Source organism: Amycolatopsis sp. CB00013 (assembly GCF_001905755.1).
Classification (GTDB): domain Bacteria; phylum Actinomycetota; class Actinomycetes; order Mycobacteriales; family Pseudonocardiaceae; genus Amycolatopsis; species Amycolatopsis japonica.
This window is the reverse complement of sequence record NZ_LIWC01000001.1, coordinates 296,303-318,301: the sequence shown is the minus strand read 5'-3', so window position 1 is coordinate 318,301 and position 21,999 is coordinate 296,303. Positions and strand designations below refer to the sequence as shown.

At 68.6% G+C, this 21,999-nt stretch carries 22 protein-coding genes; 9 read left to right on the top strand and 13 right to left on the bottom strand.

Annotated elements, in window-relative coordinates:
* The first annotated feature begins 1 nt into the window (after position 1).
* Together AMK34_RS01345 and AMK34_RS43685 are read left to right on the top strand one after the other, a co-directional pair.
* Complete coding sequence (locus AMK34_RS01345) at positions 2 to 997, top strand: helix-turn-helix transcriptional regulator (RefSeq protein WP_073842392.1); 996 nt, start codon at positions 2 to 4, stop codon at positions 995 to 997.
* Between the two features lie 124 nt (positions 998 to 1,121).
* The gene (locus tag AMK34_RS43685; RefSeq protein ID WP_255355316.1) at positions 1,122 to 1,253 is read left to right on the top strand and encodes a hypothetical protein; all 132 of its coding nucleotides are present in this window, start codon (positions 1,122 to 1,124) and stop codon (positions 1,251 to 1,253) included.
* On the opposite strand, the gene AMK34_RS01340 is transcribed toward AMK34_RS43685, so the two are convergent.
* The 3 genes from AMK34_RS01340 to AMK34_RS01330 all read right to left on the bottom strand — a co-directional run bounded on the left by AMK34_RS01340 (position 1,243) and on the right by AMK34_RS01330 (position 3,318).
* Entirely contained in the window at positions 1,243 to 1,458 is a 216-nt protein-coding gene (locus AMK34_RS01340; RefSeq protein WP_073842391.1) for a hypothetical protein, read from the bottom strand. The two genes, AMK34_RS43685 and AMK34_RS01340, sit on opposite strands and share 11 nt — an antisense overlap.
* 57 nt (positions 1,459 to 1,515) lie before the next feature.
* Positions 1,516 to 2,268: a S1 family peptidase gene (locus AMK34_RS01335; RefSeq protein ID WP_073842390.1), complete on the bottom strand. Its 753-nt coding sequence runs from the start codon at positions 2,266 to 2,268 to the stop codon at positions 1,516 to 1,518.
* 75 nt (positions 2,269 to 2,343) lie between these two features.
* The gene (locus AMK34_RS01330; protein ID WP_073842389.1) at positions 2,344 to 3,318 is read right to left on the bottom strand and encodes a LysR family transcriptional regulator; all 975 of its coding nucleotides are present in this window, start codon (positions 3,316 to 3,318) and stop codon (positions 2,344 to 2,346) included.
* A 96-nt stretch (positions 3,319 to 3,414) separates the two neighbouring features.
* On the opposite strand from AMK34_RS01330, the gene AMK34_RS01325 reads away from it, so the two are divergent.
* Entirely contained in the window at positions 3,415 to 4,377 is a 963-nt protein-coding gene (locus AMK34_RS01325; protein ID WP_073842388.1) for a M64 family metallopeptidase, read from the top strand.
* A gap of 7 nt (positions 4,378 to 4,384) precedes the next feature.
* Here the strand turns inward: AMK34_RS01325 and AMK34_RS01320 are convergent, their stop codons facing one another.
* The 5 genes from AMK34_RS01320 to AMK34_RS01300 form a co-directional block, all read right to left on the bottom strand.
* Positions 4,385 to 4,849: an SRPBCC family protein gene (locus tag AMK34_RS01320; RefSeq protein ID WP_143202372.1), complete on the bottom strand. Its 465-nt coding sequence runs from the start codon at positions 4,847 to 4,849 to the stop codon at positions 4,385 to 4,387.
* 53 nt (positions 4,850 to 4,902) lie between these two features.
* Positions 4,903 to 5,793: an AraC family transcriptional regulator gene (locus tag AMK34_RS01315; RefSeq protein ID WP_073842386.1), complete on the bottom strand. Its 891-nt coding sequence runs from the start codon at positions 5,791 to 5,793 to the stop codon at positions 4,903 to 4,905.
* A gap of 10 nt (positions 5,794 to 5,803) precedes the next feature.
* Positions 5,804 to 6,859, bottom strand: coding sequence for an LLM class flavin-dependent oxidoreductase (locus AMK34_RS01310; RefSeq protein ID WP_073842385.1), 1,056 nt, complete (start codon positions 6,857 to 6,859; stop codon positions 5,804 to 5,806).
* 61 nt (positions 6,860 to 6,920) lie between these two features.
* Positions 6,921 to 7,532 carry a SecDF P1 head subdomain-containing protein gene (locus AMK34_RS01305; RefSeq protein WP_073842384.1) on the bottom strand — a complete coding sequence of 204 codons (612 nt, stop codon included), beginning with the start codon at positions 7,530 to 7,532 and terminating at the stop codon, positions 6,921 to 6,923.
* A gap of 24 nt (positions 7,533 to 7,556) precedes the next feature.
* Positions 7,557 to 8,546, bottom strand: coding sequence for a YbhB/YbcL family Raf kinase inhibitor-like protein (locus AMK34_RS01300; protein WP_073842383.1), 990 nt, complete (start codon positions 8,544 to 8,546; stop codon positions 7,557 to 7,559).
* A 76-nt stretch (positions 8,547 to 8,622) separates the two neighbouring features.
* Here AMK34_RS01300 and AMK34_RS01295 point away from each other — a divergent pair, with 76 nt between their 5' ends.
* On the top strand, positions 8,623 to 9,255 hold the full coding sequence (locus tag AMK34_RS01295; RefSeq protein ID WP_198941651.1) for a GntR family transcriptional regulator: 633 nt from the start codon (positions 8,623 to 8,625) through the stop codon (positions 9,253 to 9,255).
* Between the two features lie 139 nt (positions 9,256 to 9,394).
* Entirely contained in the window at positions 9,395 to 12,073 is a 2,679-nt protein-coding gene (locus AMK34_RS01290) for a beta-N-acetylglucosaminidase domain-containing protein (RefSeq protein WP_241832656.1), read from the top strand.
* Here the strand turns inward: AMK34_RS01290 and AMK34_RS01285 are convergent.
* From AMK34_RS01285 to AMK34_RS01275, 3 genes are all read right to left on the bottom strand, one after another.
* Positions 12,054 to 12,938: a hypothetical protein gene (locus AMK34_RS01285; RefSeq protein ID WP_073842380.1), complete on the bottom strand. Its 885-nt coding sequence runs from the start codon at positions 12,936 to 12,938 to the stop codon at positions 12,054 to 12,056. The genes AMK34_RS01290 and AMK34_RS01285 overlap by 20 nt on opposite strands.
* A gap of 13 nt (positions 12,939 to 12,951) precedes the next feature.
* A complete protein-coding gene (locus AMK34_RS01280) occupies positions 12,952 to 14,247 on the bottom strand; it encodes a choice-of-anchor B family protein (protein ID WP_073842379.1) in 1,296 nt (431 codons plus the stop codon).
* Between the two features lie 320 nt (positions 14,248 to 14,567).
* Entirely contained in the window at positions 14,568 to 15,821 is a 1,254-nt protein-coding gene (locus AMK34_RS01275) for an HNH endonuclease signature motif containing protein (RefSeq protein WP_073844489.1), read from the bottom strand.
* 221 nt (positions 15,822 to 16,042) lie between these two features.
* On the opposite strand from AMK34_RS01275, the gene AMK34_RS01270 reads away from it, so the two are divergent.
* Positions 16,043 to 16,648, top strand: a complete 606-nt coding sequence (locus tag AMK34_RS01270) for a hypothetical protein (protein ID WP_073842378.1) — start codon at positions 16,043 to 16,045, stop codon at positions 16,646 to 16,648.
* Positions 16,649 to 16,696: 48 nt separating this feature from the next.
* Here the strand turns inward: AMK34_RS01270 and AMK34_RS01265 are convergent, their stop codons facing one another.
* Positions 16,697 to 17,296 (bottom strand): TetR/AcrR family transcriptional regulator, encoded by a 600-nt coding sequence (locus AMK34_RS01265; RefSeq protein WP_038514893.1) that lies wholly within the window; start codon positions 17,294 to 17,296, stop codon positions 16,697 to 16,699.
* A gap of 165 nt (positions 17,297 to 17,461) precedes the next feature.
* On the opposite strand from AMK34_RS01265, the gene AMK34_RS01260 reads away from it, so the two are divergent.
* Genes AMK34_RS01260 through AMK34_RS01250 form a run of 3 tightly spaced genes read left to right on the top strand, consistent with a single transcriptional unit; the run spans position 17,462 to position 20,950 of the window.
* Positions 17,462 to 18,250, top strand: a complete 789-nt coding sequence (locus tag AMK34_RS01260; RefSeq protein WP_038523608.1) for an SDR family NAD(P)-dependent oxidoreductase — start codon at positions 17,462 to 17,464, stop codon at positions 18,248 to 18,250.
* Positions 18,251 to 18,276: 26 nt separating this feature from the next.
* Entirely contained in the window at positions 18,277 to 19,404 is a 1,128-nt protein-coding gene (locus tag AMK34_RS01255) for a DUF5938 domain-containing protein (protein WP_038523611.1), read from the top strand.
* A 16-nt stretch (positions 19,405 to 19,420) separates the two neighbouring features.
* Positions 19,421 to 20,950 carry an AMP-binding protein gene (locus AMK34_RS01250; protein WP_073842377.1) on the top strand — a complete coding sequence of 510 codons (1,530 nt, stop codon included), beginning with the start codon at positions 19,421 to 19,423 and terminating at the stop codon, positions 20,948 to 20,950.
* Here AMK34_RS01250 and AMK34_RS01245 read toward each other — a convergent pair.
* Positions 20,947 to 21,852 (bottom strand): Lrp/AsnC family transcriptional regulator, encoded by a 906-nt coding sequence (locus AMK34_RS01245; protein ID WP_073842376.1) that lies wholly within the window; start codon positions 21,850 to 21,852, stop codon positions 20,947 to 20,949. The two genes, AMK34_RS01250 and AMK34_RS01245, sit on opposite strands and share 4 nt — an antisense overlap.
* Positions 21,853 to 21,999 lie beyond the last annotated feature (147 nt).

The window sequence follows — 21,999 nt, the reverse complement described above, 5'->3', positions numbered from 1 at the left end:
AGTGGCATCGACGACTCCGGACGGGCTCGGCCCGCAACTGGGCAGGCTGGGTCTCGGCGAAACCGCCGCCCGGATCTACCGGCGGATGCTCGAAAGCGCGCCTGTCACCGCCGCGGAGCTGGCCTGGCGGGAGGACGACGCGGAGAACGTCGAGCTGGCGCTGAAGGAACTGGCCGACGCCGGTCTCGCGGTGTCGTCCGGTGTGGACGGAGACGAGTACGTCCCGGCGAACCCCAGCGAGGCGCTCACCGCGTTGACCACGCGAAGACAGGCCGAACTGCACGACGCGCGGCTCGCGGTCCAGACCGCGTACCGCGCGTTCAGGCGGGCGCACGCGGGGATGCCGAACGCGCAGGACCTGCTCGAAGTGGTCACCGGCGACGCCATCATCCCCCGGCTGCAGCATCTCGCGACCACGGTGCGACATCAGGTGCGCCGCCTCGATTCCCCGCCCTATTTCACCGGCGGCCGCCGGAATCTCCTGGAGGAGGAGCAACTGCGGCGTGGGATCGGCTACCGCTGTGTCTACAGTGGAGCGTCGTTCGGCGATCCCGGCTATCTGGCCGCGAACATCCTGCCGTGCCTGCGAGCCGGTGAGCAGGCCCGTCTGCTGCCCGAACTCCCGGTGAAACTGACGCTGTTCGACGACCGTGCGGCCACCATCGCGCTGACCATCCGTGAGGCCGATCGCAACCAGTCCATCGTCATCGTGCGCCCCTGCAGCCTTTTCTCCGCGCTGGAGGGACTGTTCGAGACGTCCTGGGCGGCCGCGCTCCCGATCGACCGGCGTGGGCGGACGTCCGGCCAACCGATCCGGCCGGTCGAGCGGGAGCTGCTGATCCTGCTCGCCGCCGGGCGCAAGGACGACGAGATCGCCGCCGAACTCGGTGTCAGCAGACGCACCCTGTTCCGCTATCTCGAAACCCTGATGGACCGCGCCGGCGTCTCCAGCCGGTTCCAGCTGGGCGTCTTCGCCACGCACAACAACTGGCTCTGAAACCCCCGCATTTCGTCCTCTGAATGCGGGTATCACTCACCCGGCCGGGGTCACCCGGATGGACCTTCCCCGCTGCGCCGGGCGCGCCGGGAGCGGATGGTGATCTTGGAAGGAGGGCGGAATCATGGGGAATCACCGACACCACACCGGCACGGCGTCACTCCGGATCGCCACCGCCGGCCTGCGGGTGTTCGCGGTCGTCGTCGCGATCGCGGCCTGCGCCTGGCTCGCGCTCTGGCTCGCGTTCACCCTCTGAGCCCCGCCGGTCCCGGCTGGGATTCCGGCGGGCTCTCGGGTTCCGGCAGCGGGCGGTCCGGCGCCGGAGCGGGGACCCGTTCGGGTACCCCGGGGTCCGGGACCGGTTCCGGCTTGCCCGGATCAGGCACCGGTTCGGGAATACCCGGGTCCGGCGGCATGGGGTCCGGCGGCGCCGGAGGGGCGGTCGTTCGAGGATTCGTCATCGCACATACCTCCTGATCACGCCACCTACCCGATGCGCCACCGGCCGAAACGGTCCGTTAGCCCGTATGGGTGGCGATCCAGTCCGCGATGACGTCCGCGCGGGAGGTCGTCTCGATCCCGGCGTGCGGGCAAGCCGGCCCGGTGGCCTCCAGCGAGACCAACGCGCCACCCGTGCCCTCGGCGACGAAGTACGGCGCCCCCGAGTCGTACGTGCAGGCACTGGTCGTGATCGACGGCGCGGCGCCGCGGACGCCGATCGTCGTCGGTGCCACCGTCGCCACCTGCACGGTGCCTTGCTGCATCCGGGTGGCCGGAGCGGGATTCGTGGCGGTCAGGCTCCCCCAGCCCGCCAAGGTCAGCTGCTGGCCGACCTTCGGGAGCACTCTGCTCACCTTCAACGGGGTCACCGTCGTCACCGGGGTGTCCAGCTTGATGAGGGCGACATCGTTTTCCTTCGCCTGCAGCACTTCGGTCGCCTTGCGGGCCACACCCGATTCGACCGCCTCGTCGACCAGGCCCAACGTCACCATCGTCGGATACGGCGTCTTGCCCGCGACCCGCTTGCGGTGCGCGTCGTGGAAGCAGTGCCCCGTGGTGACGACCCAGCTGGGCGCGATCAGCGCGCCCGTGCAGTAGCTGCCGTAGGTCGAACCGTCGGGACGTGGGATCTTCGTCATCGCGATCTTCGCGACGAACCCGAACCGCCCCGGTGGGACATCGGTGCCGTGGGCGACGTCCGGCGCGGCGAGCGCGGCCGGAGCGGTGGTGATGGTCAGGACAGCAGCGGCCAGCAGGGCGCGCAGACGCAATTTCTTACCCTTCGTCGATGAGGTGATCCGAGGCTAGGACCCATTGCCCGACAAGGGGAATTCCCCGACCAGGTGTCACCCGATGGCACGTCTGCCGTTGACCGGTCCCGCGCGGCGGGCGAGCCAGTGACGATAGGGGAGGCTGGTTTCGGTGTCGGAGCGGTAAGCCGCCTCCGCCGCCGCGATCAAGGCGTCGGTGTCGCCGCCGAAGGCACCGTCCGCGTTCCACGCGATCAGATACCGCATCCACAGCGGATCCCCCGCGAGAGGCCGGATCGCGATCCCGGGTGACGAGGGAAAGGTGACCTGGCACGGGGAAATCGCCCGGCCCGCCGCGATCAGGCGTTGCAGCGGGCGCAATTCCGTGCTCCGGTGCGCGACCTGCGGCCGAAATCCCGCACGGGCACAGGCTTCTTCGAAGCACTCCGGCCATCCGGCGCCGTCGGACGGCCCGAGCACCCACCGTTCCCCCGCGAGCTCGGCTAGGTCGATCTCGGCGCGGCGGGCCGCGGGATGGTCCGCGGCGATCGCCACGAACACCGGTTGCGTGGCCAGCGGCCGCGACGCCACACCCGGCGCCGACGGCAGGAGATGGCCCGGATAGTCGGCGACGACCGCGGCGTCGAGTTGCCCGCCGGCCACGAGATCCAGCAGCCGCAACGGCGAGAACTCGGTGGTCACCGAAACCGCTTGTCCCCGGCCGGAATCCCCGAGCCGGTCCGCCAGCTCGACGACCATGGACCCGCCGATCCCACCCAGCGCGACAGGACGTTTCTCGCCCTCCGCCAGGAAACGCGCCGCGTCCCGGTGCATCGTGTCCGCCGCGGCGAGGACGGCACGGGCGCGGACGAGGACGCATTCGCCGAACGCCGTCGGGAAGACGCCGTCGCGCCCCCGGACGAACAAGGTTCCCCCGAACGCGCGCTCGATCCGTTGCACGGCGGCGGTCAGCGCGGGCTGGGTGCTCCCGATCCCGAGCGCCGCACGCGTGATGCTGCCCGCGTCGGCGACGGCGCACACCACTCGCAGATGACGTAACTCGACGTCCATCACGCGGACCTTATGGCCACTTGGGATGTGCCGGAAGCCGTCGAAAGTCGGGATCGTTTTTCGTACTCCCCTCTCCCCTCCCCGCAAGGAGTACGCATGCGACGCGCCTGCCTCATGGTCGCGCTGACCGCCGTCCTCGTCGCCGGGCTCGTTCCCGCGACGGCGTCGGCGGCTCCCCGATTCACGACGTCGATGGAGGCCTTCGAGCCCGGAGGAACCATCACCCGGGTGGACGTCACCCGGCCCGCTTCGGACCGGGCGGCCGCGCCGCAGCAGATCGCGGCCGCCGCCGCGGTGACCCCGATCGAGACCAACGGTCCCAGCGAGACCACCTTCGACCTGGTCTTCGTCGGTGACGGCTACACCTCCACCCAGCTGGGCACGTACTCACAGCACGTCCGCTCCAGTATCGCGGCGCTGTTCGCCATCGAGCCGTACAAGAGCTACCGCAAGCAGTTCAACCTCTGGCAGGTCGACGTCGTCTCGCCCCAGTCGGGCATCACGAACGACCCGACCCAGGGCATCCGGCGCAACACCGCGCTGGGCTCGTACTTCTGGTGCGGCGGCATCGAACGGCTGTTGTGCGTCAACGAAACCAAGGCGAACCAGTACGCCGCGGCGGCGCCGGACGTCGATCAGGTCATCATGCTGGCGAACACCACGAAGTACGGCGGCGCGGGCGGTGGGGTCGCGACGTCTTCCGGCGGCAACATCCAGGCCAGCCAGATCGTCGCCCACGAACTCGGACACTCCATCGGTGGGCTGGCCGACGAGTACGACTACGGCACTTGCGACACCCGGGAACCCCGGGAGCCCAACGCTTCCGCGCTCACGGCCCAGCAGATGAAGGACCGCCAGGCCAAGTGGTACAAGTGGCTCGGCAAGCCTTCTCCCGACGGTGGCACGGTCGGTGTCTTCGAGGGTTCCCGCTACTGCAAGACCGGGATGTACCGCCCCAGCGTGAATTCGCTCATGCGCACTCTCGGCCAGCCGTTCAACCCGCCGGGCACCGAAGCGATGATCGCGGGCTTCCACCGCGAAGCCGCCCATCGGCACTGATCCCCCGTCATGGCCTCCGGATCGGGCCGCCGGCGTGACCGGCGAGCCCGGTCGCCATGTCGCGCATGAAGCGGCGGAGGTACCACCGGAAGATCCACGCGCTCCCCTTGCCCACGCGATACGTTCCGTGCCAACGGATCCGCGTTCCCCCACCGGGCGTTTCGCAGAGATCGACCGAGGCCTGATAGTCCAGCATCACCGGAACGTCCACGCCCTCGTAGGCGAACCGGCGCTCCGGGTCCAGGGCGGTGATCCGCTCCTTGGTGACCGTCTTGCCGGTCCGGAAGGCGCGAACCGCGCCGACCTTGTCTTGACCGTCGGCCGAAAGTCCTTGTGACGCGGCGACCTCCAGGGAACCGACTCGTGACCAGACCGGCCAGCTGCGGGCGTCCAGCAACAGGGCCCACACCGCGGCGGGCGGTGCGGACGATTCGGCGGTGACGTCGTACGACTGCGTTCCACTCACAAGGATCACCCTAGGAACGGCCGGGCGGGGCCACCATGCGCCGGATTGCGCCGCGGTGATCAGGAATTGCGGTACTCCGAGGGCCGCGATCCGGTGTGTTTCAGGAAAGCGGCCGACAGGGCGCCGGGGGTGGCGAACCCGCACCTTCCCGCGATGGCGGCGATCGGGAGATCGGTGCCCCGCAACAGCCTTCGCGCCTCCTCGATCCGGAGCCCGCCGAGGAAACGGTGCGGTGTCTCACCGGTCTTCTCCTTGAAGACCCGGATGAAGTGGTAGACGCTCAGATGTACCTCGCCGGCGATTTCGGCGACGCTGAGCGGATCGGCCAGGCGGTCACGCATCATCGCGACGGCCGCGCGGACCCGGTCGTCCTCCCGGCCCGCGCTCGGCGGGCCCGGCTTCCGCGCATGCCGGGTGAGCAGGTGCACGGCGAGGAAGGCGGCCGCGGATTCGGCGTAGAGGTCGTCGTCCTCGCTCGCGTTCCCGACCGCCCGGACCAGTTCGTCGAGCAGCGGATCGCCCTCGGCCACGGACGCCGCCATCGCCTCGTGGTCCACCGCGCGGCCGCCGAGCCGCGCGGCGACCGAGTCCACCGTCGTGCCCGGGATGTGCACCTGCAGGCTGCGCATCGCTTCGTCCCCGCGATAGCGGCGCCGCAGGGGCTTGCCGGGAACGGCGAGTTCGAGCCGTCCCGGCCCCCATTCGTGCCGGTTCCACCGGCCTTCGCCGCGGGTCTCCATCACCGTCCGCCCCGAAAGCGGCAGGACCAGATGCAGATCCGCGACGGCGGGCAGCCGCATGTCCTCCGCGACGGGAACGTGCTCGAACCGCTGGACGAGCAGCGACTCCCAGCCGGAATCCTCCCAGCTGCAATAGGTCCGCCGGACATAGCGGGCCATGTCGAAACCGAGGTAGGGCTGAAGGTCGAATCGCGCGGAATCGAACACCACGGCTTCGACCCTAACCGAGCAGTTCCTTCACCCGCGGGACGACCTGCTCGCCGTAGAGCCGGATGGAGTTCAGGCGCTGCTCGTGCGGAAGCGCGCCGACGCTGTACTTGAGCTGGAACCGCGAGAGGCCCAGCGTCCGCACCGCCCAGGCGATCTTCTGCGCGACGGTCTCGGGAGAGCCGACGAACAGCGCGCCACGCGGGCCCGCCATGACGTCGTAGTCGGCCCGGGACATCGGACCCCAACCGCGCTCGGCGCCGATCTTGGCGAAAGCGGCCTGGTGGTGCGAGAAGTGCTGCGAGACGGCCAGTTCGTCGGTCTCGGCGATGTGGCCGGGGCTGTGCATCGAGATCGGGAGTTCCTGGTGGCCCGCCTCCTTCAGCGCGCGCCGGTACAGGTCGGCGAGCGGGGTGAACCGCTCCGGCGACCCGCCGATCACCGCCATCACCAGCGGCAGGCCGTACGCCGCCGCGCGGACGACCGACTGCGGGGTGCCGCCGACGCCGACCCACGCGGGCAGGCTGCCGGATTCGGTGACCGGGAAGGCCTGCGCGCCTTCGAGGGCCGGGCGGACCGTCCCGGACCAGTCGACCGGCTTCTCCTCCTGCAGATGCGTGAACAGGTCGAGCTTCTCGGCGAACAGCGCTTCGTAGTCCTCGAGCGAGTACCCGAACAACGGGAACGACTCGGTGAACGAGCCACGGCCGAGCGTGACCTCCGCGCGTCCCCGGGAAACCGCGTCCAGCGTGGCGAACCGCTCGTACACGCGCACCGGGTCGTCCGAGCTGAGCACCGTGACCGCCGTGCCCAGCCGGATCCGTTCGGTCCGGCCCGCGATCGCGGCCAGCACGACGTCCGGCGAGGACACCGCCATCTCCGCGCGGTGGTGTTCGCCGACGCCGAAGTAGTCCACGCCCACCTGGTCGGCGAGGACACCCTCGGCCACGACCTCGCGGATGGCTTCGGCCTGGCTCACCGGCTGGCCGTTCGCGTCGTTCCCGACGTCGCCGAACGTGTCCAGGCCGAAGGTCGGCGCCTGCGGGGTGCCCAGGATCTCGTAACCCATGTCCAACTCCTCAAGTAGTTGAACGCTCAAACGTCGGGTGCGGTGATCGTATTCCGCGGGCTCAGCCGCCGGCGATGTCGCGCGCCAGCCGGCGCGCGTCGTCCATGGTGAACTTGCCGGTGATCTGGGTTTCCCCGCCGGTGATGGCCGACTGGATCGACGGCGCGGTCAGCACCCGGCTCTTCAGCACCATCGCGACCTGCTTGCCGACGTTCGCCGCGGTCCAGTCGGCCCATGTCCGCGCGCCCGCGTCAGTGAAGCTGAGCCCGATGAGCGGACCCCCGGATTGTGTGTCGAGGCGAGCGTTCGCCCGGCTGAGGTCGGCTCCGGTGAGGAACGCCGGGCCGAGCAGGTATTTCGTGCCCTGCACACGGTCGCAGCTGACCAGCGGGAGCGCCGGGTCGTCGCGGCCGTCCAGTGGATCCGGCCCCTCCGAACAGTCCAGCGCCGCCGCGGCGGCCTGCTGTGCGGCGGGATCCGTGCTCTGGCGGTCGGTCGCCGCGCCCGTCGCCGGGCCGGGCGGGAGCTCCGCCAGGACCGGACGGAACCGCAGCCGCGACCCGTCCTTGATCGCGAAACTGTCACCTTCGGGTTCGGCTTGACCGGAAACCCCGCCCTGGCAACCGGTGACACCGAGCAGGACGAGGGCGATCGCTACGAGGATGTTCCGCACCGGGACATTCTGTCGTGTTCGGCGTCAGCGCGTGGGTGAATCGCCTCGACGCCGCACGGTCCGCTCGAGAATCCCGAGCGTGGCCTTGAGCGAGGACTCGGGAACCACCGGGAAAGTGATGCGGTTCTTCCACTCCTCGCTCACCTCCGACCAGTCGTAGTACGACGTGACGAGGGTGCCGCCCTCGGCGGGCTCCAGCCGGTAGCCGTAGATGTGCCGGGCATGCGGCCGGATCCGGCCCTCCACGGTCCAGGCGATCTCCTCGCCAGGAGCGAGCGTGGTGATGACGACCTCGACGTCGTACTTGCCCAGGGGCACGTCCCCGAGCGCTTCCCGGTCCATGTGGACCACGAACCGGTCGCCCGCTTGCTCGACCGGATCGCCCTCCGCGTCGATGAGCATTCCCGACGCGTCGATGTCGACATGTCCCTGCGGATCGCTCAAGACCGCGAAGATCGCGTCCGCGGAGGCGGGGACGAGCCGGGAGACCTCGATGCGTTCGGGGCCAGGGGTTTCCGACGTGGCGACCAGGACCGCGCGACCGAGAACGTGCGAGGCCATGGTGAAGCCGAGAAAGGCAGGCGTGCAGTCCGCCGGGACGCCGAGCGACTCGACGTCGAGGGCGTGCACCACGACGAAATAGCGGTGCACGCCGTGCCCGGCGGGCGGCGCCGCACCGAGGAAGCGGGCGAGACGGGCGTCGTTGGGTACCTGGATGGCGCCTTCGGGCAGCCCGGAGCCGGCGTCGTCACCGGCGCCTTCGGGCAGTTCCGTGACGGCGGCGGGGATGTCGGCGACCGCCCAGTGCCAGAAACCGGAGCCGGTCGGCGCGTCGGGGTCGTAGACGGTGACGGCGTAGCTCTTGGTGCCACGCGGAGCACCGCTCCAGCTCAGCTGCGGTGAGACGTCCTTCCCGGCCAGCTGTTCGGGTGACCAGGCGGCGCCGTCGGCGACAGAAGCACTGGTGACGGTGAAGGAGGCCACCTCAGGAAGCCTCGCGAAAGGATCGTTCATAAATCGACCATAACACAAATAATCGATTATCTGCCCGTTCGTCTATGCTCCGAGGATGGCTTCACCGGACAAGCAGATGCTCTCCGAGCAGGTGTACACCCGCCTGCGGGACGCGATCATGCGCGGCGACCACGCCCCCGGCGCCGCGCTCAAACCGCAGGACCTCGCCAAGGAACACGGCGTGAGCCTGGCGGTCGTCCGGGAGGCACTCGTCCGCGTGGTCGGCGACGGCCTCGCCGACCGGCTCCCCAACCGCGGCTTCGCCGTCCCCGCCTTCTCCGATCGGCGCTGGCAGGAGATCACGGAAGCCCGCCGGACCCTCGAGCCGCTCGTCCTGCGCCTCTCCGTCGAACGCGGCGACCTCGATTGGGAGGCCCGCGTCCGCGCCGCCCATCACCGGCTGAGCCGGACGCCGCCGTTCGTTCCCGAAGAAGGCGAATACCTCAGCGCCGCGTGGTCGGAAGCCCATCGCGTCTTCCACCGCACCCTGCTCGACGGCTGCGGGAACCCCGTCCTGCTGGAGACGTTCGACCGGATGTGGACCGCGAGCGAACTGGCCCGCCGCTGGGCGGCGCACCGCGCTCCCGGCCGCGATCACCTCGCCGAACACCGCCTGCTGGAGGAAACGGCGCTCGCGCGCGACGCCGACGCGGCGGCCGAGGCGCTGACCCGGCATCTCACCCTGACCGCCGCCGCGTTGACCGAGTAGCCGTCGGTCCGGCCGGAAAATCACCCGGACCGACCTAGCCCAGGTCATCGCATCGGGTGTTTGCTTGCTCACAGAACGTCGTTGATCGACGATTTGGGGGCCGCCGATGTCCTTCCGATGGGTATTCCGACTCATTCCGGTGACGCTGCTCGTGACCGCGGTGGCGGTGGCCGTCCCCGCACCGGCGAGCGCGGCTCCCGCACCTCCCCTGGCCCAGGTATGGCCGACGCCCCAGCAGGTGACGCCACGAGCGGGGCAGGTGACCATCCCGCGCACAGTCGTCGAAGTCGTCGGAGCGGCCACCGATCCCTCCGCGCTCGCCGTCGTGGACCAGGTCCTCCGGGCGGCGGGCGCGAACACGATCGTCAAGGTCACCGACAACGATCAGGCCGCGGTCGACCGGGAACGCGGCAACGGCGGCCTCGTCGTCTTCGTCGGCGGACCCACCGAAAGCAGGGCGACCGCACTGGCTCTCGCGGCGCTCCGCCTCAAAGGTCCGGAAGGTCTGGCCCCCGGCGGCTACGTCCTCGCCGCCGACCGCGGCGTGATCGCACTGTCCGGTGTGGACACTTCGGGGACGTTCTACGCGGCGCAGTCGTTCCGGCAGCTGTTCGCTTCCGGCACGAGCGGCGCGTTCGGCATCCGTGACTGGCCCGCGGCCCCGCTGCGCGGCGTGATCGAGGGCTTCTACGGTGCGCCGTGGTCGCATGCCGACCGGCTGGCACAGCTGGACTTCTACGGCCGCACCAAGCAGAACATGTACGTCTACTCGCCCAAGGACGACCCGTTCCTGCGTGCCCGCTGGCGCGACCAGTACCCGCCGGAACAGCTCGCCCTGCTCTCGCAGCTGGTGAGCCGCGCCGACGCGAACCACGTCGAGTTCACCTACGCCCTCTCCCCCGGCCTTTCCGTGTGCTACTCCTCCGACGCCGACAAGACCGCACTGGTCACGAAGTTCCAGTCGCTGTGGGACATCGGGGTGCGGTCGTTCGCGATCCCGCTCGACGACATCTCCTACACCCGCTGGAACTGCGACGCCGACGCCGCGAAGTTCGGCACCGGTGGCGCGGCCGCGGGCGCGGCACAGTCGTTCCTGCTCAACCGCGTTCAGCAGGACTTCATCGCGACGCATCCCGGTGTCGAGCGGCTGCAGACCGTCCCGACCGAGTACTACGACCTCGCCGACTCGCCGTACAAGACCGCGCTGCGCACCCAGCTCGACAAGGCGGTGATCGTCGAGTGGACCGGCGTCGGCGTGATCGCCGGGCAGATCACCGAAAAGCAGGCCCGGCAGGCGAAAGAGGTCTTCGGGCACGACATCCTGATCTGGGACAACTACCCGGTCAACGACTACATCACCGAACGTCTGCTGCTCGGCCCGTACATCGGCCGCGAGCCCGGCGTCGCGAGGTACCTCTCCGGGATCACCGCGAACCCGATGGTGCAGGCCGAGGCGTCCAAGATCGCCGAGTTCACCTCCGGCGACTTCCTGTGGAACCCGGACCGGTACGACCCCGACAAGTCGTGGCTCGCCGCCATCGCCGACCTCGGCGGACCGGCCGCCCCCGCGCTGAAGGTGTTCGCGGAGAACAACTATTCGAGTCTGCTCGTCCGCCTCGAAACCGGGAAACCCGATCTGGATTCACCGGTGCTTCGGCCGCTGCTGGCCGCCTTCTGGACCGCGCTGGAGAAAAAGGATCCGTGGGACGCGGCCGCGAAACTGGATCGCTACCTGACCTCGATGGCCTCCGACCCCGAAGATCTGCGGCGCGGCATGGCGTCGAATCCGAAGTTCCTCGCGGAGGTCGGACCGTGGCTCGACCAGGTCGGGCTCTACGGTCAGGCCGGCAGGCACGCGGTGCGGATGCTGCTGGCCCAGGTCGACGGCGACGGCGCGAAGGCCTGGGCGGAACGCGGCGAGCTCGTCTCCGCGCTCAAGCAGGCGCAGGCGATCCGTGTCCCGACCTCGCGGGGCCCGCGCAACCCGAGCACTTGCACGGGAGTCTGCGTGCCGTTCCTCGACAGCGCGCTGGCCACGGCCGACCGCTGGTTCGGCCTGCCCGGTATCCGGCCGCGGCCGACGACGTCGCTCGGCACCTACACCGACAACGTCCCCGCCCGGATGGTCGACGGCGACCCCGAGACCTACTACTGGAGCGACTGGGCACCCCGGATCGGCGCCACCATCGGGGTCGACCTCGGCTCCGCGCAGCGGGTGTCCCATGTGGACATCCTGATGGGGAAGCCGACCAGCCCGGACGACTACGTCCACGCCGGCGTCCTCGAATATTCCGCCGACGGCACCCAGTGGACGACCGTGAAGACGGTCACCGAGCCGGTGATCTCGGCCGATCTCCCCGAGGGCGCCGAGGCGCGGTTCGTCCGCATCCGCACGACCGGCACGCAGACCTTCTGGGTCGTGGTCCGCGAATTCACCGTGTCCACACCGGACAGTCCGAAGTACACCGTCACCGGCACACCGGCGGGGTCGAACCTGGCCGCGGCGGCGGACAACAACGCCGATTCGCTGTACGCGGCGGCGTCGGCGCCGATGGCGGGCGACGCGCTCGTCGTCACCGGCGTCGCGCCGAAACCGCTGAGCAAGGTCGTCGTCCTGGCGGCGGACGCCGGTGCGGGCGCCGACGTCCAGGTCGCGGATTCGGTTGGCGGCTGGCGGACGATCGGCCGGATGTCGGGCGGCTACACGGAACTGCCTGCCGACGGCGTCACGACCGACAAGGTCCGGCTCCTCTGGTCACCGGGAGGCGCGGCACCGAAGATCGCGGAGGTGGTCCCGGTCAGTCCACCGCGACCGTGATCGCGGCCGTGTGCACCCGCCCGCCGTGGGAGAACTCGAGGAACAGCCGGTACTCCCCGCGTTCCGAGAACAGGGAGTTGAAGGTCAGCTCGCCGCCGGCCAGTGCCACGCCGAGCGGCTGGACCGGATGCAGATGCGTGGCCGACAGCAGCATGCTGTGGAACCCGGTCATATGGCCGTTGGCACCCAGATGCGGGTCGACCGCGGTGAGGAGCGCGCCGTCCGGGCCGCGGAGGGCGAACCGGAGGACCTGCGCCCGCATCGACGGGATCCGGGCCGCCCCGTCGACCCGCGTCACCCGGTATCCCGTGGCCGTCACGGTGTCGCCCGCCGGAGCGGGCACCGGCACGAAGGTGGTGTCACCGGGCACGGTGAACGGGACACCGAGCACCACCGGATGCTTCGGATCCTTCGTGTCGAGCGGCACGAACTCGGCGAACATCCGGTAGGCGCCGCCGTCGGTCAGCTCGAGGTTCGTGTGCCAGGTGTCCCCGTCCAGCCTCGGATGTACGTGCTGGAAGACGTTCATGTCGTCGCGCACGGCGAAGAAGTGCATCTGCTTGGTCTGGTTGTCCAGGAACCGGGTCACCGGCCGCCCGTCGGGCCCCAGGATCCGGAACGCGACCGGTACCTCGGGACCCCGGACGGCGGGAGTGGTGACCCGCTCGAACCGGTAGCCGCTTTCCGCCTCCGACAGCCCGTCGCTGTGGGCGGCCTGAAGCAGATCCGCCGTCACCACGGGCTGTTGCCGGTGAGCCGAATGCGCGGAGCCCGGTGCCGGCCGGAGGGCCACGAAGACCGCGGCCGTGCCGATCACCAAGGCCAGCGCGAGGAACAACCAATCCGTGAGCCGGGGTTTGCGCACGCCCTGCCCCCGGTCACTTGCCGCCGAGGTTCGGCTTCACCACGACCAGGCCCTGCTCGATACCGTTGACGATGACGATGCCGCTGGAGAAGTACGGGTAGTTGCTCCACGCCCCGTTGAAGTTCGCCGCGTTGCCCGCCGGGTAGATGTCGAAGTAGCCGACCTCGGACAACTTCGCCGAAGCGACCCCGCTGACGTCCAGGATGCGCAGACCGGCCTGGTAGTTCGCCTGGTAGGAGTACTGGCCCTTGATGTACTGGTTGTGGTCGATCGCGGTGGCGGGCGAACTGTAGACGCCGGTGTGCACGGGGGCGGACAGCTTGGCCAGGTCCCAGACGTAGGTCTTGGTGCGCTTGTCGGTGCCGCGCGACTCGTCCAGTTCGTCGTCGAGCAGGAAGTAGCGCTGATCACCGGTCAGCCAGCCCTGGTGCGAGTACTGCGCGCCCGAGTAGCCCTTGCGCGAGATCTGGACCGGCCTGGCCTTGTCGGTGACGTCGACGATGGTCAGCGTGTCCTCATTGGCGTTGAAGCAGATTTCCTTGCCGCTGTACGCCGTGTCCGGTCCGCGGTAGACGACGCACTGGGTGTCGTGGGTGTAGCCGTCCTGGGAAACGCAGCCAGCCTTGGCCGGGGCCTTCGGGTTCTGGATGTTGACGATGTGCGGCCCGCCGCTGCACGTGTTGGAGCCGATCGCGTAGGCGAAACCGGTCTCCTCGTTGATCGCGATGTTGTGCGCGGGACCGAATTCCTTGTACAGCGCGTCGGCCGTGAAGGTCTGCGGTGTCGTGACGGTGCGCAGCCTGGTCAGGTCGAACACCTGCATCCCGTGCCCGGTGATGAAGTCGGCCACGATGAACGCGTGGTTCTTGTACACCTTCATGTCCCGCCACGAACTGCTGCCGCCGTTGGAGGGCAGGTTGCCGAGGAACTTCGGCGAGGTCGGGACGCTCAGGTCGACGAACGCGGTGCCGTTGGTCCGCCCGACGATGGCGTATTCCTTGCCGGACGACGGATCGGTCCAGCCCCAGATGTCGTTGCCGTTGCCGCCGCCGAGACCGGAGAGAGGCAGCACACTGAGCAGGTCGACGTTCTTGCACGGGTATTTGTCGGCCTTGCCGTTGACGCACGGGACCCCCGCCGCGGTGCCCGTGACGGCATGCCGCTCGGCCGGGACGTGGTCGGCCATGAAGGTGCGGGCCGCCGCCTGCCCCTCCGCCGTCTCCGGATCGTGCGCGGACGCCGCGGTCATCGACAACACCAACGCGGAGGCCGTCAGCACGGCCAACCCCATCATCCGCACGAGTTTCATCCGAGGTGCTCCTCACCGGGTCGCGGTCGGCCTCCGACGATATGGGCACCCACTCCCGGTGTATCCCGTCGAACGTATGGGGCTTTTAACCGTTTATGAGCGGACTGGGGACGCTTGACGGATGGCGGCCAGGTCTCGAGGATGTCCGATCGATCATGACTGGTCCGTTGGCGAGGGACTGTGTGGATTTTGGGGCGTTGGATGACCCGAAATCCACACAGTCGTGCGTGATCGGTCCGATCAGGAGCGGCCGGATATCGATGAGCCCGGCGGGCATGACGAAGGGCCCGTCGCCGGCGTGGCCGACGGGCTCCTCGGGTTCAGACGTGGTGCAGGGTGTTACGCCGGGGTTTTCGGAGCGGATCCCTGTACTGGGGTGGGATGAACTCCGGTAGCCCATCGGCCGCCATGCGTACTTCCCAGTCACCGTGGTGGATCAGCCGATGATGGAAACCACACAGCAGCACCAGATTCCGAAGATCCGTCGGCCCGCCGTCTGCCCAGTGCTCAATATGATGAGCGTGGCAATTCTTCGGCTTCCGATGACACCCGGGGAAGGCGCAGCCACCGTCTCGGATGTTCAGTGCTCGTCGTTGGCCTGGGGTGACGAACCGTCTCAGCCGCCCCATGTCCAGTGGTTCACCCGAGGAACCCATCACGACCGGCACCATCAGGCAATCACAGGCCGCTAGCCGGGCTTCCCGCGCCGTCATCGTCCCCACAAAGTCGAGACACGCGGTCCCGAGACCCGACTTCAGTTCCTCAAGTCCGACGGTGACATGCACGAGGGTCCTGTAGCCGCTGGTGCCGGGCTGGTCCGGGCACGCGATCGCCAGGTCGAGCAGGTCGGCCCAGGCATCGCCCATGCGCTCGCACTTCATCCGCAGATCCGCCTGCCCGAACTCGTCCACCGGGCGTGGCTGAGCATGCGCCTCCAACGCCGCCGCCGTGCGAGCCCCGGTCTCATCATCGAGCAGACCGGTCAGCTTCCAGAACCCATCCTTACGCCGCTCCAGGGTGATCTCGCGACGCGGTTCCTTGGGCTCGGGGTCTTTGGGTTCGTTGCCGTCCGGGTTGAGCAAGCCCTGCAGATTCGCCTCGGCCTTGGCGAGCTGCCGGGGTCCGGCAGTCGGAGCGAGATTGCCGAGGATCTGCTCCGCACCCGCCCGATCCTCAGCCGAAATCTCGGCGGGAAGGTTTTTCAAGATCTCCAGGATCTGATCGATCCGCTCATCCCCCACCAACCCCTGAGCGGCGACGGCGGCAGTGGCGGGCGCGAGAGGCGGAACCTCAGTGCCATCCAACGCACGCGTCGGGTTTAGCGCGATCGCGCGCTTCACGATCGGACCTGCCTCACCGCGTGACAGCCCCGCGATCTCCGCGAGCCAGCTCGCCGTACTGCCATGCCCGTACAAGTCTTTGACGCCCCGAGACTCGATCTCCGCCAAAAACCGCCCCAGACAGGCGGTCGCGATCCGGATCACCTGCAAAGCGTGCTGCACGCCATGGGCAAGCTCCAGCTTGCCGGCACGCCACAACTCCTGCGGCAACTCGGGGAGGAAGGTCTCAGACACCCCATAAGAATACCATAAATCGAACACATGTACGAATGCGAAGAAATTTCGAACGGGGATTCAAGAGTTGAGCCACCACCGGATTCCCGGCAGGCCACTGGTGTTCTCGGCGTCACCGCCGACCAGCCGACTCCAAGAACAAACCGAACCCTCAGTAAGCGCTTACTGTTAACATCGAATCCGCTCGCTCATCGAACCGACACAAAGGAGAACAGCACGCAATGACATCACCCGCAGCACAGCTCGAATCAGCCCTCACCACGACCATCGAAGAGAAAACCGCACGAGGCTCGACCGACCAGCTGCCACTCACCCAAGGCTGGCATCCCGGCGCCAGAATCGGCGCCACGGCCGAGCTCGGCGCACTCCTCGCCTACAACGACGACGGATCCGCAGGCATCTGCAACCTCGAGAACGGCCGCGGCACGTGGCTGAACCTGCAACCCCAAGACCGAAAACAAGACCAAGACCAACGCCCGTACGCGGTCTGGCGCTGGATGGCCGCCTACAACGGCCGGCCCGCCTGCCTGATGGGACGCCTCGCCCCCGGAGCGGCCAGACTGGAGCTCCACGCGAGCGACGGCACAGTAGCCGAAGCCGACGTCGTGGACGGCACCTTCGCCGCCGAAATAGCCGTGGACATGGTCAGCCTCCGCCACGCGCGGGTAAGGCTGGAAGCCCATGAAGCCGCTTCCACGGAAGGCCGCGCGGAGTTCGAGCGGCTGATGGCCGACTCGCGGTCGGAAATGACGAAGCTCAAGGTCCGGGTCTACGACAGCGCCGGAACCCTTCTCTACGACGGCGCGGCGATCAACGCCACCGACTAGCAGCAAGCCGTTCGATGGGCTCCACCTCCAGGAGCCCATCGAACGGACTTACGAGACCAGCCGCCGGAGCAACGACCCGGCGTCCTCGGCGAGGCCATCGGCGAGATGGTGCAGCAGCGCCTGCTGGAACAGGCCGTCGAAAGCCGCGTAAGCGACCTGCTGCGTCACGACGGGCGAAGCGTCGGCGAGTTCGGCGTAGCGCTCCACGACCCGCCAGATCATCGCCTGCCGCTGAGTGTCGATCTCGAGCACGTCGGCGCGGAACGCGGCCTCGAACAGGCTCTGATTCCGCAGGTCGTACCACAGCCGGTGCATCACGGCGTCGGCCCGCAGCGTGCCCGCCATCGCCTCGCCGAATCCCCGCTCCAGTTCCTCGGCCGAACGCGCCATGGCCACGACCTCGTCGTAGCGGGTCACGCACACTTCCTCGAACTTGCGGACCGCATAGGTCAGCAGTTCCACCTTGTCGGTGAAGTAGTAGTGCAGCACCCCGTGCGAGAAGTTCGACTTCTGCGCGATCTCCCGCAGGCTCGTCCTCGCGTACCCCAGCTCGGACAGCGCCTGCAGCGCGGACTCCGCCAGTTCCGCCCGTCGCTGGGCGAACTTGTCCACGCTCCGGCGTGCGATCCGCTCGCTCGTCTCGGTCACCACGAGTTCCTGTCCGGTCCGGGAGCCCGCGCCTGCCGCGGGGTCCCACAGTCTAGCTTCGCGGATCTCTTGACGACTGTCCAAGAAAATCTTGACGACTGTCCAAAACTGGCACAGGATGTGACCCACACCGCAACCGCGGACAGTCTCAAGGAGGAGAAGTCCATGGGTTCGTACGACCTTTCGGGCCGAAAAGCCCTGGTCACGGGTGGCGCGCAGGGACTGGGCGCCGGAATGGCCGAAGCGCTGGCACAGGCGGGCGCCTCGGTGGTCATCGGCGACGTCCAGGAGGATCTCGGGCGCGCCACCGCCGACAAGCTCGACGCGGGCTTCGTCCGGCTCGACGTCACCGACGAACAGAGCTGGGAGCAGGCGGTCGACGCGGTCATCGGCGAACTCGGCGGGCTGGACATCGTGGTGAACAACGCCGGCGTCGAGATCACCGGGCTCGTCGCCGACCTCGACCCCGCCGACGTGCGCAAGATGCTCGACGTCAACGTCCTGGGCACCGCCCTCGGCGTGAAGCACGCCTTCCGCGCGATGCGGCCCGGTGGTCCCGCGGGCGCCGGTGGCGCCGTCGTGAACATCGCCTCGGTCGCCGCGACCATCGCCTTCCCCGGTATCGCCGGCTATTCGGCGACGAAATCGGCGGTCGACCGGCTCACCAGGGTCGCCGCGATGGAGGCCGGGAAACTCGGCTACGGCGTGCGCGTCAACTGCGTCTACCCCGGCCTCGTCCCCACCCAGATGGGTAATCAGCTCGCGCAGGACGTCGTCGAGGTCGGGCTGTTCCCCAGCGTCGAGGACGCGATCGGCGCGGTCGTCGCGCAAACCCCCGCCGGGCGGCTCGGCGAGGTCGCGGACATGGCCGACGCCGTCGTGTTCCTCGCCTCCGACGCCGCCCGCTTCATCACCGGCGCCGGGCTCCCGGTCGACGGCGGAATGGGCATGTGACCAGCACGAACCCGAAAGGAATCACCATGAGCAGCCCCAAACCCGTCGTGGTCTACGGCGCCTCCGGCTACACCGGACGGCTGATCTGCGAGTACCTGCGCGAATACAACGTCCCGTTCATCGCCGCCGGCCGGGACAAGGCCCGCATCCAGGAGGCGATCGACCACGTTCCCGGCCTCGACACCATCGATCACGAAGTCGTCGAGGTCTCGCACGACGTCGAAGCGCTCACCGAACTGTTCCGCGACGCCAAGGTCGTGTGCAACACCGTCGGCCCGTTCAGCGAGTACGGCCACGAGGTCGTCGAAGCCTGCCTGCGCACCGGAACGCATTACCTCGACACCACCGGCGAACAGGACTGGCTGATCGCCTCCGAGGAACGCTACGGCGCGCAGATGGCCGAGAAGGGCCTGCTGCTCTCCCCCGGTATCGCGCAGATGTACACCACCGGCGAGATCGCGGCGAATCTGTGCCTGGAGACACCGGGACTGGACACTTTGGACATCCTGGTGTTCTGGAAGGGCTATCCCACGGTCGCTTCGACGAAGACCATCCTGGTCAACGCCGCGCTGTCCGCCGCGTACTACCTCGAACAGAACGAGTACCGACCCTGGCCCGCCGACGGCGGACTGCAGGACGTCACCGTGCCCGGCCATCACGAAACCGGGCTGGCCCTTCCCTGGGGCGGCACCTCGCATCCGGTCTGGTTCAAGAACGACGCCCGCGTGGCCAACGTCAAGGCCGTCGGCGGCGTCTTCGACCGCGCGCTCATGCAGGGGGTGCCGCAGATCGTCGCGGCCGTGTTGGAACAGGTGAAAGACCTGCCGCTGGACGAAAAGATGCGTGTGCTGGCGGAGCAGGCCGCCGCGGTGCGCGACGAGATGCCGCCGAGGGAGAACCAGCGGCTCAACACCTCGCTGGATTCGGTGCACGCCTCGGGGCCGTTGGGCCGCGCGCACTGTGTCATCCACGGGACCTGCAACTACAAGCAGACCGGGTTGATGCAGGCTTACGGCGCCTACTCGCTGCTTCAGCAGCCGCCGAAACGCGTGGGGTTCGCCTCCGGGTGCCAGGCTTTCGGCCACCGCGAACTGCTCGGCGTGCTACGAAGCTTCGGGCTGGTTTCGAATCCGGTCTTGACCGTCCACGACTGACCGGAAGGACGAGCGCGTGCGACTGACCGACTACCTCGACAAGGGCGCTTCACTAGATCCGGCGGCTCCCTGCCTCACCATGGGCGACACGTCCCTCAGCTACGGCGAAGTCCAAAAGCTGTCGTGGCAGGTGGGGCGGGCGCTGGCCCGGTCCGGTGTCAAGCCGGGCGACAAGGTGGCGATCCTGTCCGGGAACGATCCCCTGTCGTTCGGCTGTGTCTTCGGGATCAGCCGGGCCGGTGCCGTGTGGTGCCCGGTCAACCCGCGCAACGAGGCCGCCGAGAACAGGGAACTGCTCGACCTGTTCGACTGCACCTGCCTCCTGGTGCAGGAGTCGTTCGCACCGCTCGTCTCCCGGATGCTCCCCGACCTGCCGAAACTGTCCACAGTGGTCTGTCTCGACGGCACGATGCCCGGCGCCGTCCCGTTTTCCGACTGGATCGACAGCGCCGATCCTTGGGAGGAAACCCCGCCGGACGATATGGTCCTGCTGGTCGGCACCGGCGGCACCACCGGCCACCCCAAGGCGGTGATGCTCAGCGGCACCAACGTGGAGACGATGTCGGCGCTCACGCTGATGAGCTACCCGTTCACCGGCCGCCCGCGTTATCTGGCGCTGGCGCCGCTGACCCACGCGGCGGGCGTGCTCTGTTTCCCGGTCCTGACCCTCGGCGGCGAGATCGTCGTCATGCCCTCGCCGGACCTCGGCGAATTCCTCGCACTGGTGGAACGCCGCCGCATCACGCACACCTTCCTGCCACCGACCCTGATCTACCTGCTGCTCGACAATCCGGCGCTCGACACCGCCGATCTGTCGTCGCTGCAATGCCTTTGGTACGGCGCCGCGCCGATGTCGGCCACCAAACTCGCCGAAGCGATCACCCGGATCGGCCCGGTCTTCGGGCAGTTGTTCGGGCAGAGCGAAGCCCCCATGATGGTGTCCACCCTCGCCCCCGCCGAGCACGTCCATCCCGATGGATCCCTTGCCCTGGAACGGTTCACGTCGGCTGGTAAGCCCACCCCGCTCACCCAGGTGGCGATCATGTCCGACACGGGCGAGCTGCTCCCGCCCGGCGAACGCGGCGAGATCGTCGTCCGCGGTTCGCTGGTGATGCTCGGTTACTACAAGAATCCGGACGCGACGGCGGAGGCGAGCGCGCACGGCTGGCATCACACGGGCGACATCGGCTACCTCGACGAGGACCATTACCTCTACATCGTCGACCGCGCCAAGGACATGATCATCACCGGCGGTTTCAACGTCTATTCGGCCGAGGTCGAACAGGCACTCATGGCGCACGAAGCGGTGCAGGACTGCGCCGTGATCGGGCTGCCGCACGAGAAATGGGGCGAGCAGATCACCGCCGTGGTCCAGCTCCACTCCGGGAGAACGGCGGCGGCGCCAGAGCTCCGCGCCGCGGTCAAGGAGCGGCTGGGCAGCATCAAAACGCCGAAGGAGATCCTGGTCTGGCCGGATCTCCCCCGGTCCAAGATCGGCAAGGTGCTCAAGACCGAGATCCGGAAAGCCTTGCTGGACAACGCCTAGCGGCGCGCGAGTTCCTCCGCGGTCGGCAGCGGCCATTCGTAGCGTTCCTTGGCGATGCGGAGGTGGACCCACGTCTCCGCGGTCACCACGTCCGGCCTGCCGCTGATCTCTTCGAGCGCCCGGTCGAGGGCTCGGGCGGACTGCGCGGCAATGGTGGCGACGACGTCGAACCGGCCGATGGTCCTGGCGAGGAACTCGGTGTCTTCCCGCGCGGCGAGCGCGGCGGTCACGGAATCCCCGGATCCCCGCACGTTCAGGCCGATCCCGCAGACGAGACCGGCGTCCGGCCGGGCGCGGCTGAGCACCGGCGCGATGCGGATGACGTCGTGTTCGACCAGGAAGCGCACGCGGGTGCGGGTGGCCGACGGCGACAGCCCGACGTGCTCGGCGATACGCGCGTAGCTTTCCCGCCCGTCGGCCTGCAGCCGCAGCATGATCGCGAGATCGCGGTCGTCGAGCCGCAACCAGGGCGGCAGCGGGCGGCCGGGCATGAACAGTCCCTTGACCACGTCCACGTAGACCAGGGTGTTGACCTGCTCCACCTCCGGCAGGCCGCGGATGTCGGCCACCGTGCGATAGAGCTCGGGCGAGTCGGGCAAGCGCAGCTCGGCGACGGTCTGGTGATCCCCGCTCACCGCGGAGACGAACGCCGCGGCGGGCAAGGCCGCGATCGCGTCCGTCGTCGCCTGCGAGCGGCCCGTAGTGCGGATGGCGAGGTGCGCGTACGCGGTCAGGCCGAGGAACTCGGGATGGACCGCCGCGACCACGTTCAGCGAGCCGTCGGCCTTGAGTTGCTCCAGCCTGGCCGACACGGCCGACCTCGAAGCCCCGACGCGTTTGGCCAGATCGGCGACGCTCATCCGGCCGTCCGTGCGCAAAGCCGCGACCAGCGCGTCGTCCACGCGATTTCTCCTCTGCTGAATTTCCGACGGCGAGACGCACCATATCACCAGCGGAAACCCGGCAAAGACAGCCGGGATTGCGCGTTGTGTTCATGATCGCGTGCAGATCGATCGTGAACACCATCCGTATACGACCGATCTGATTGC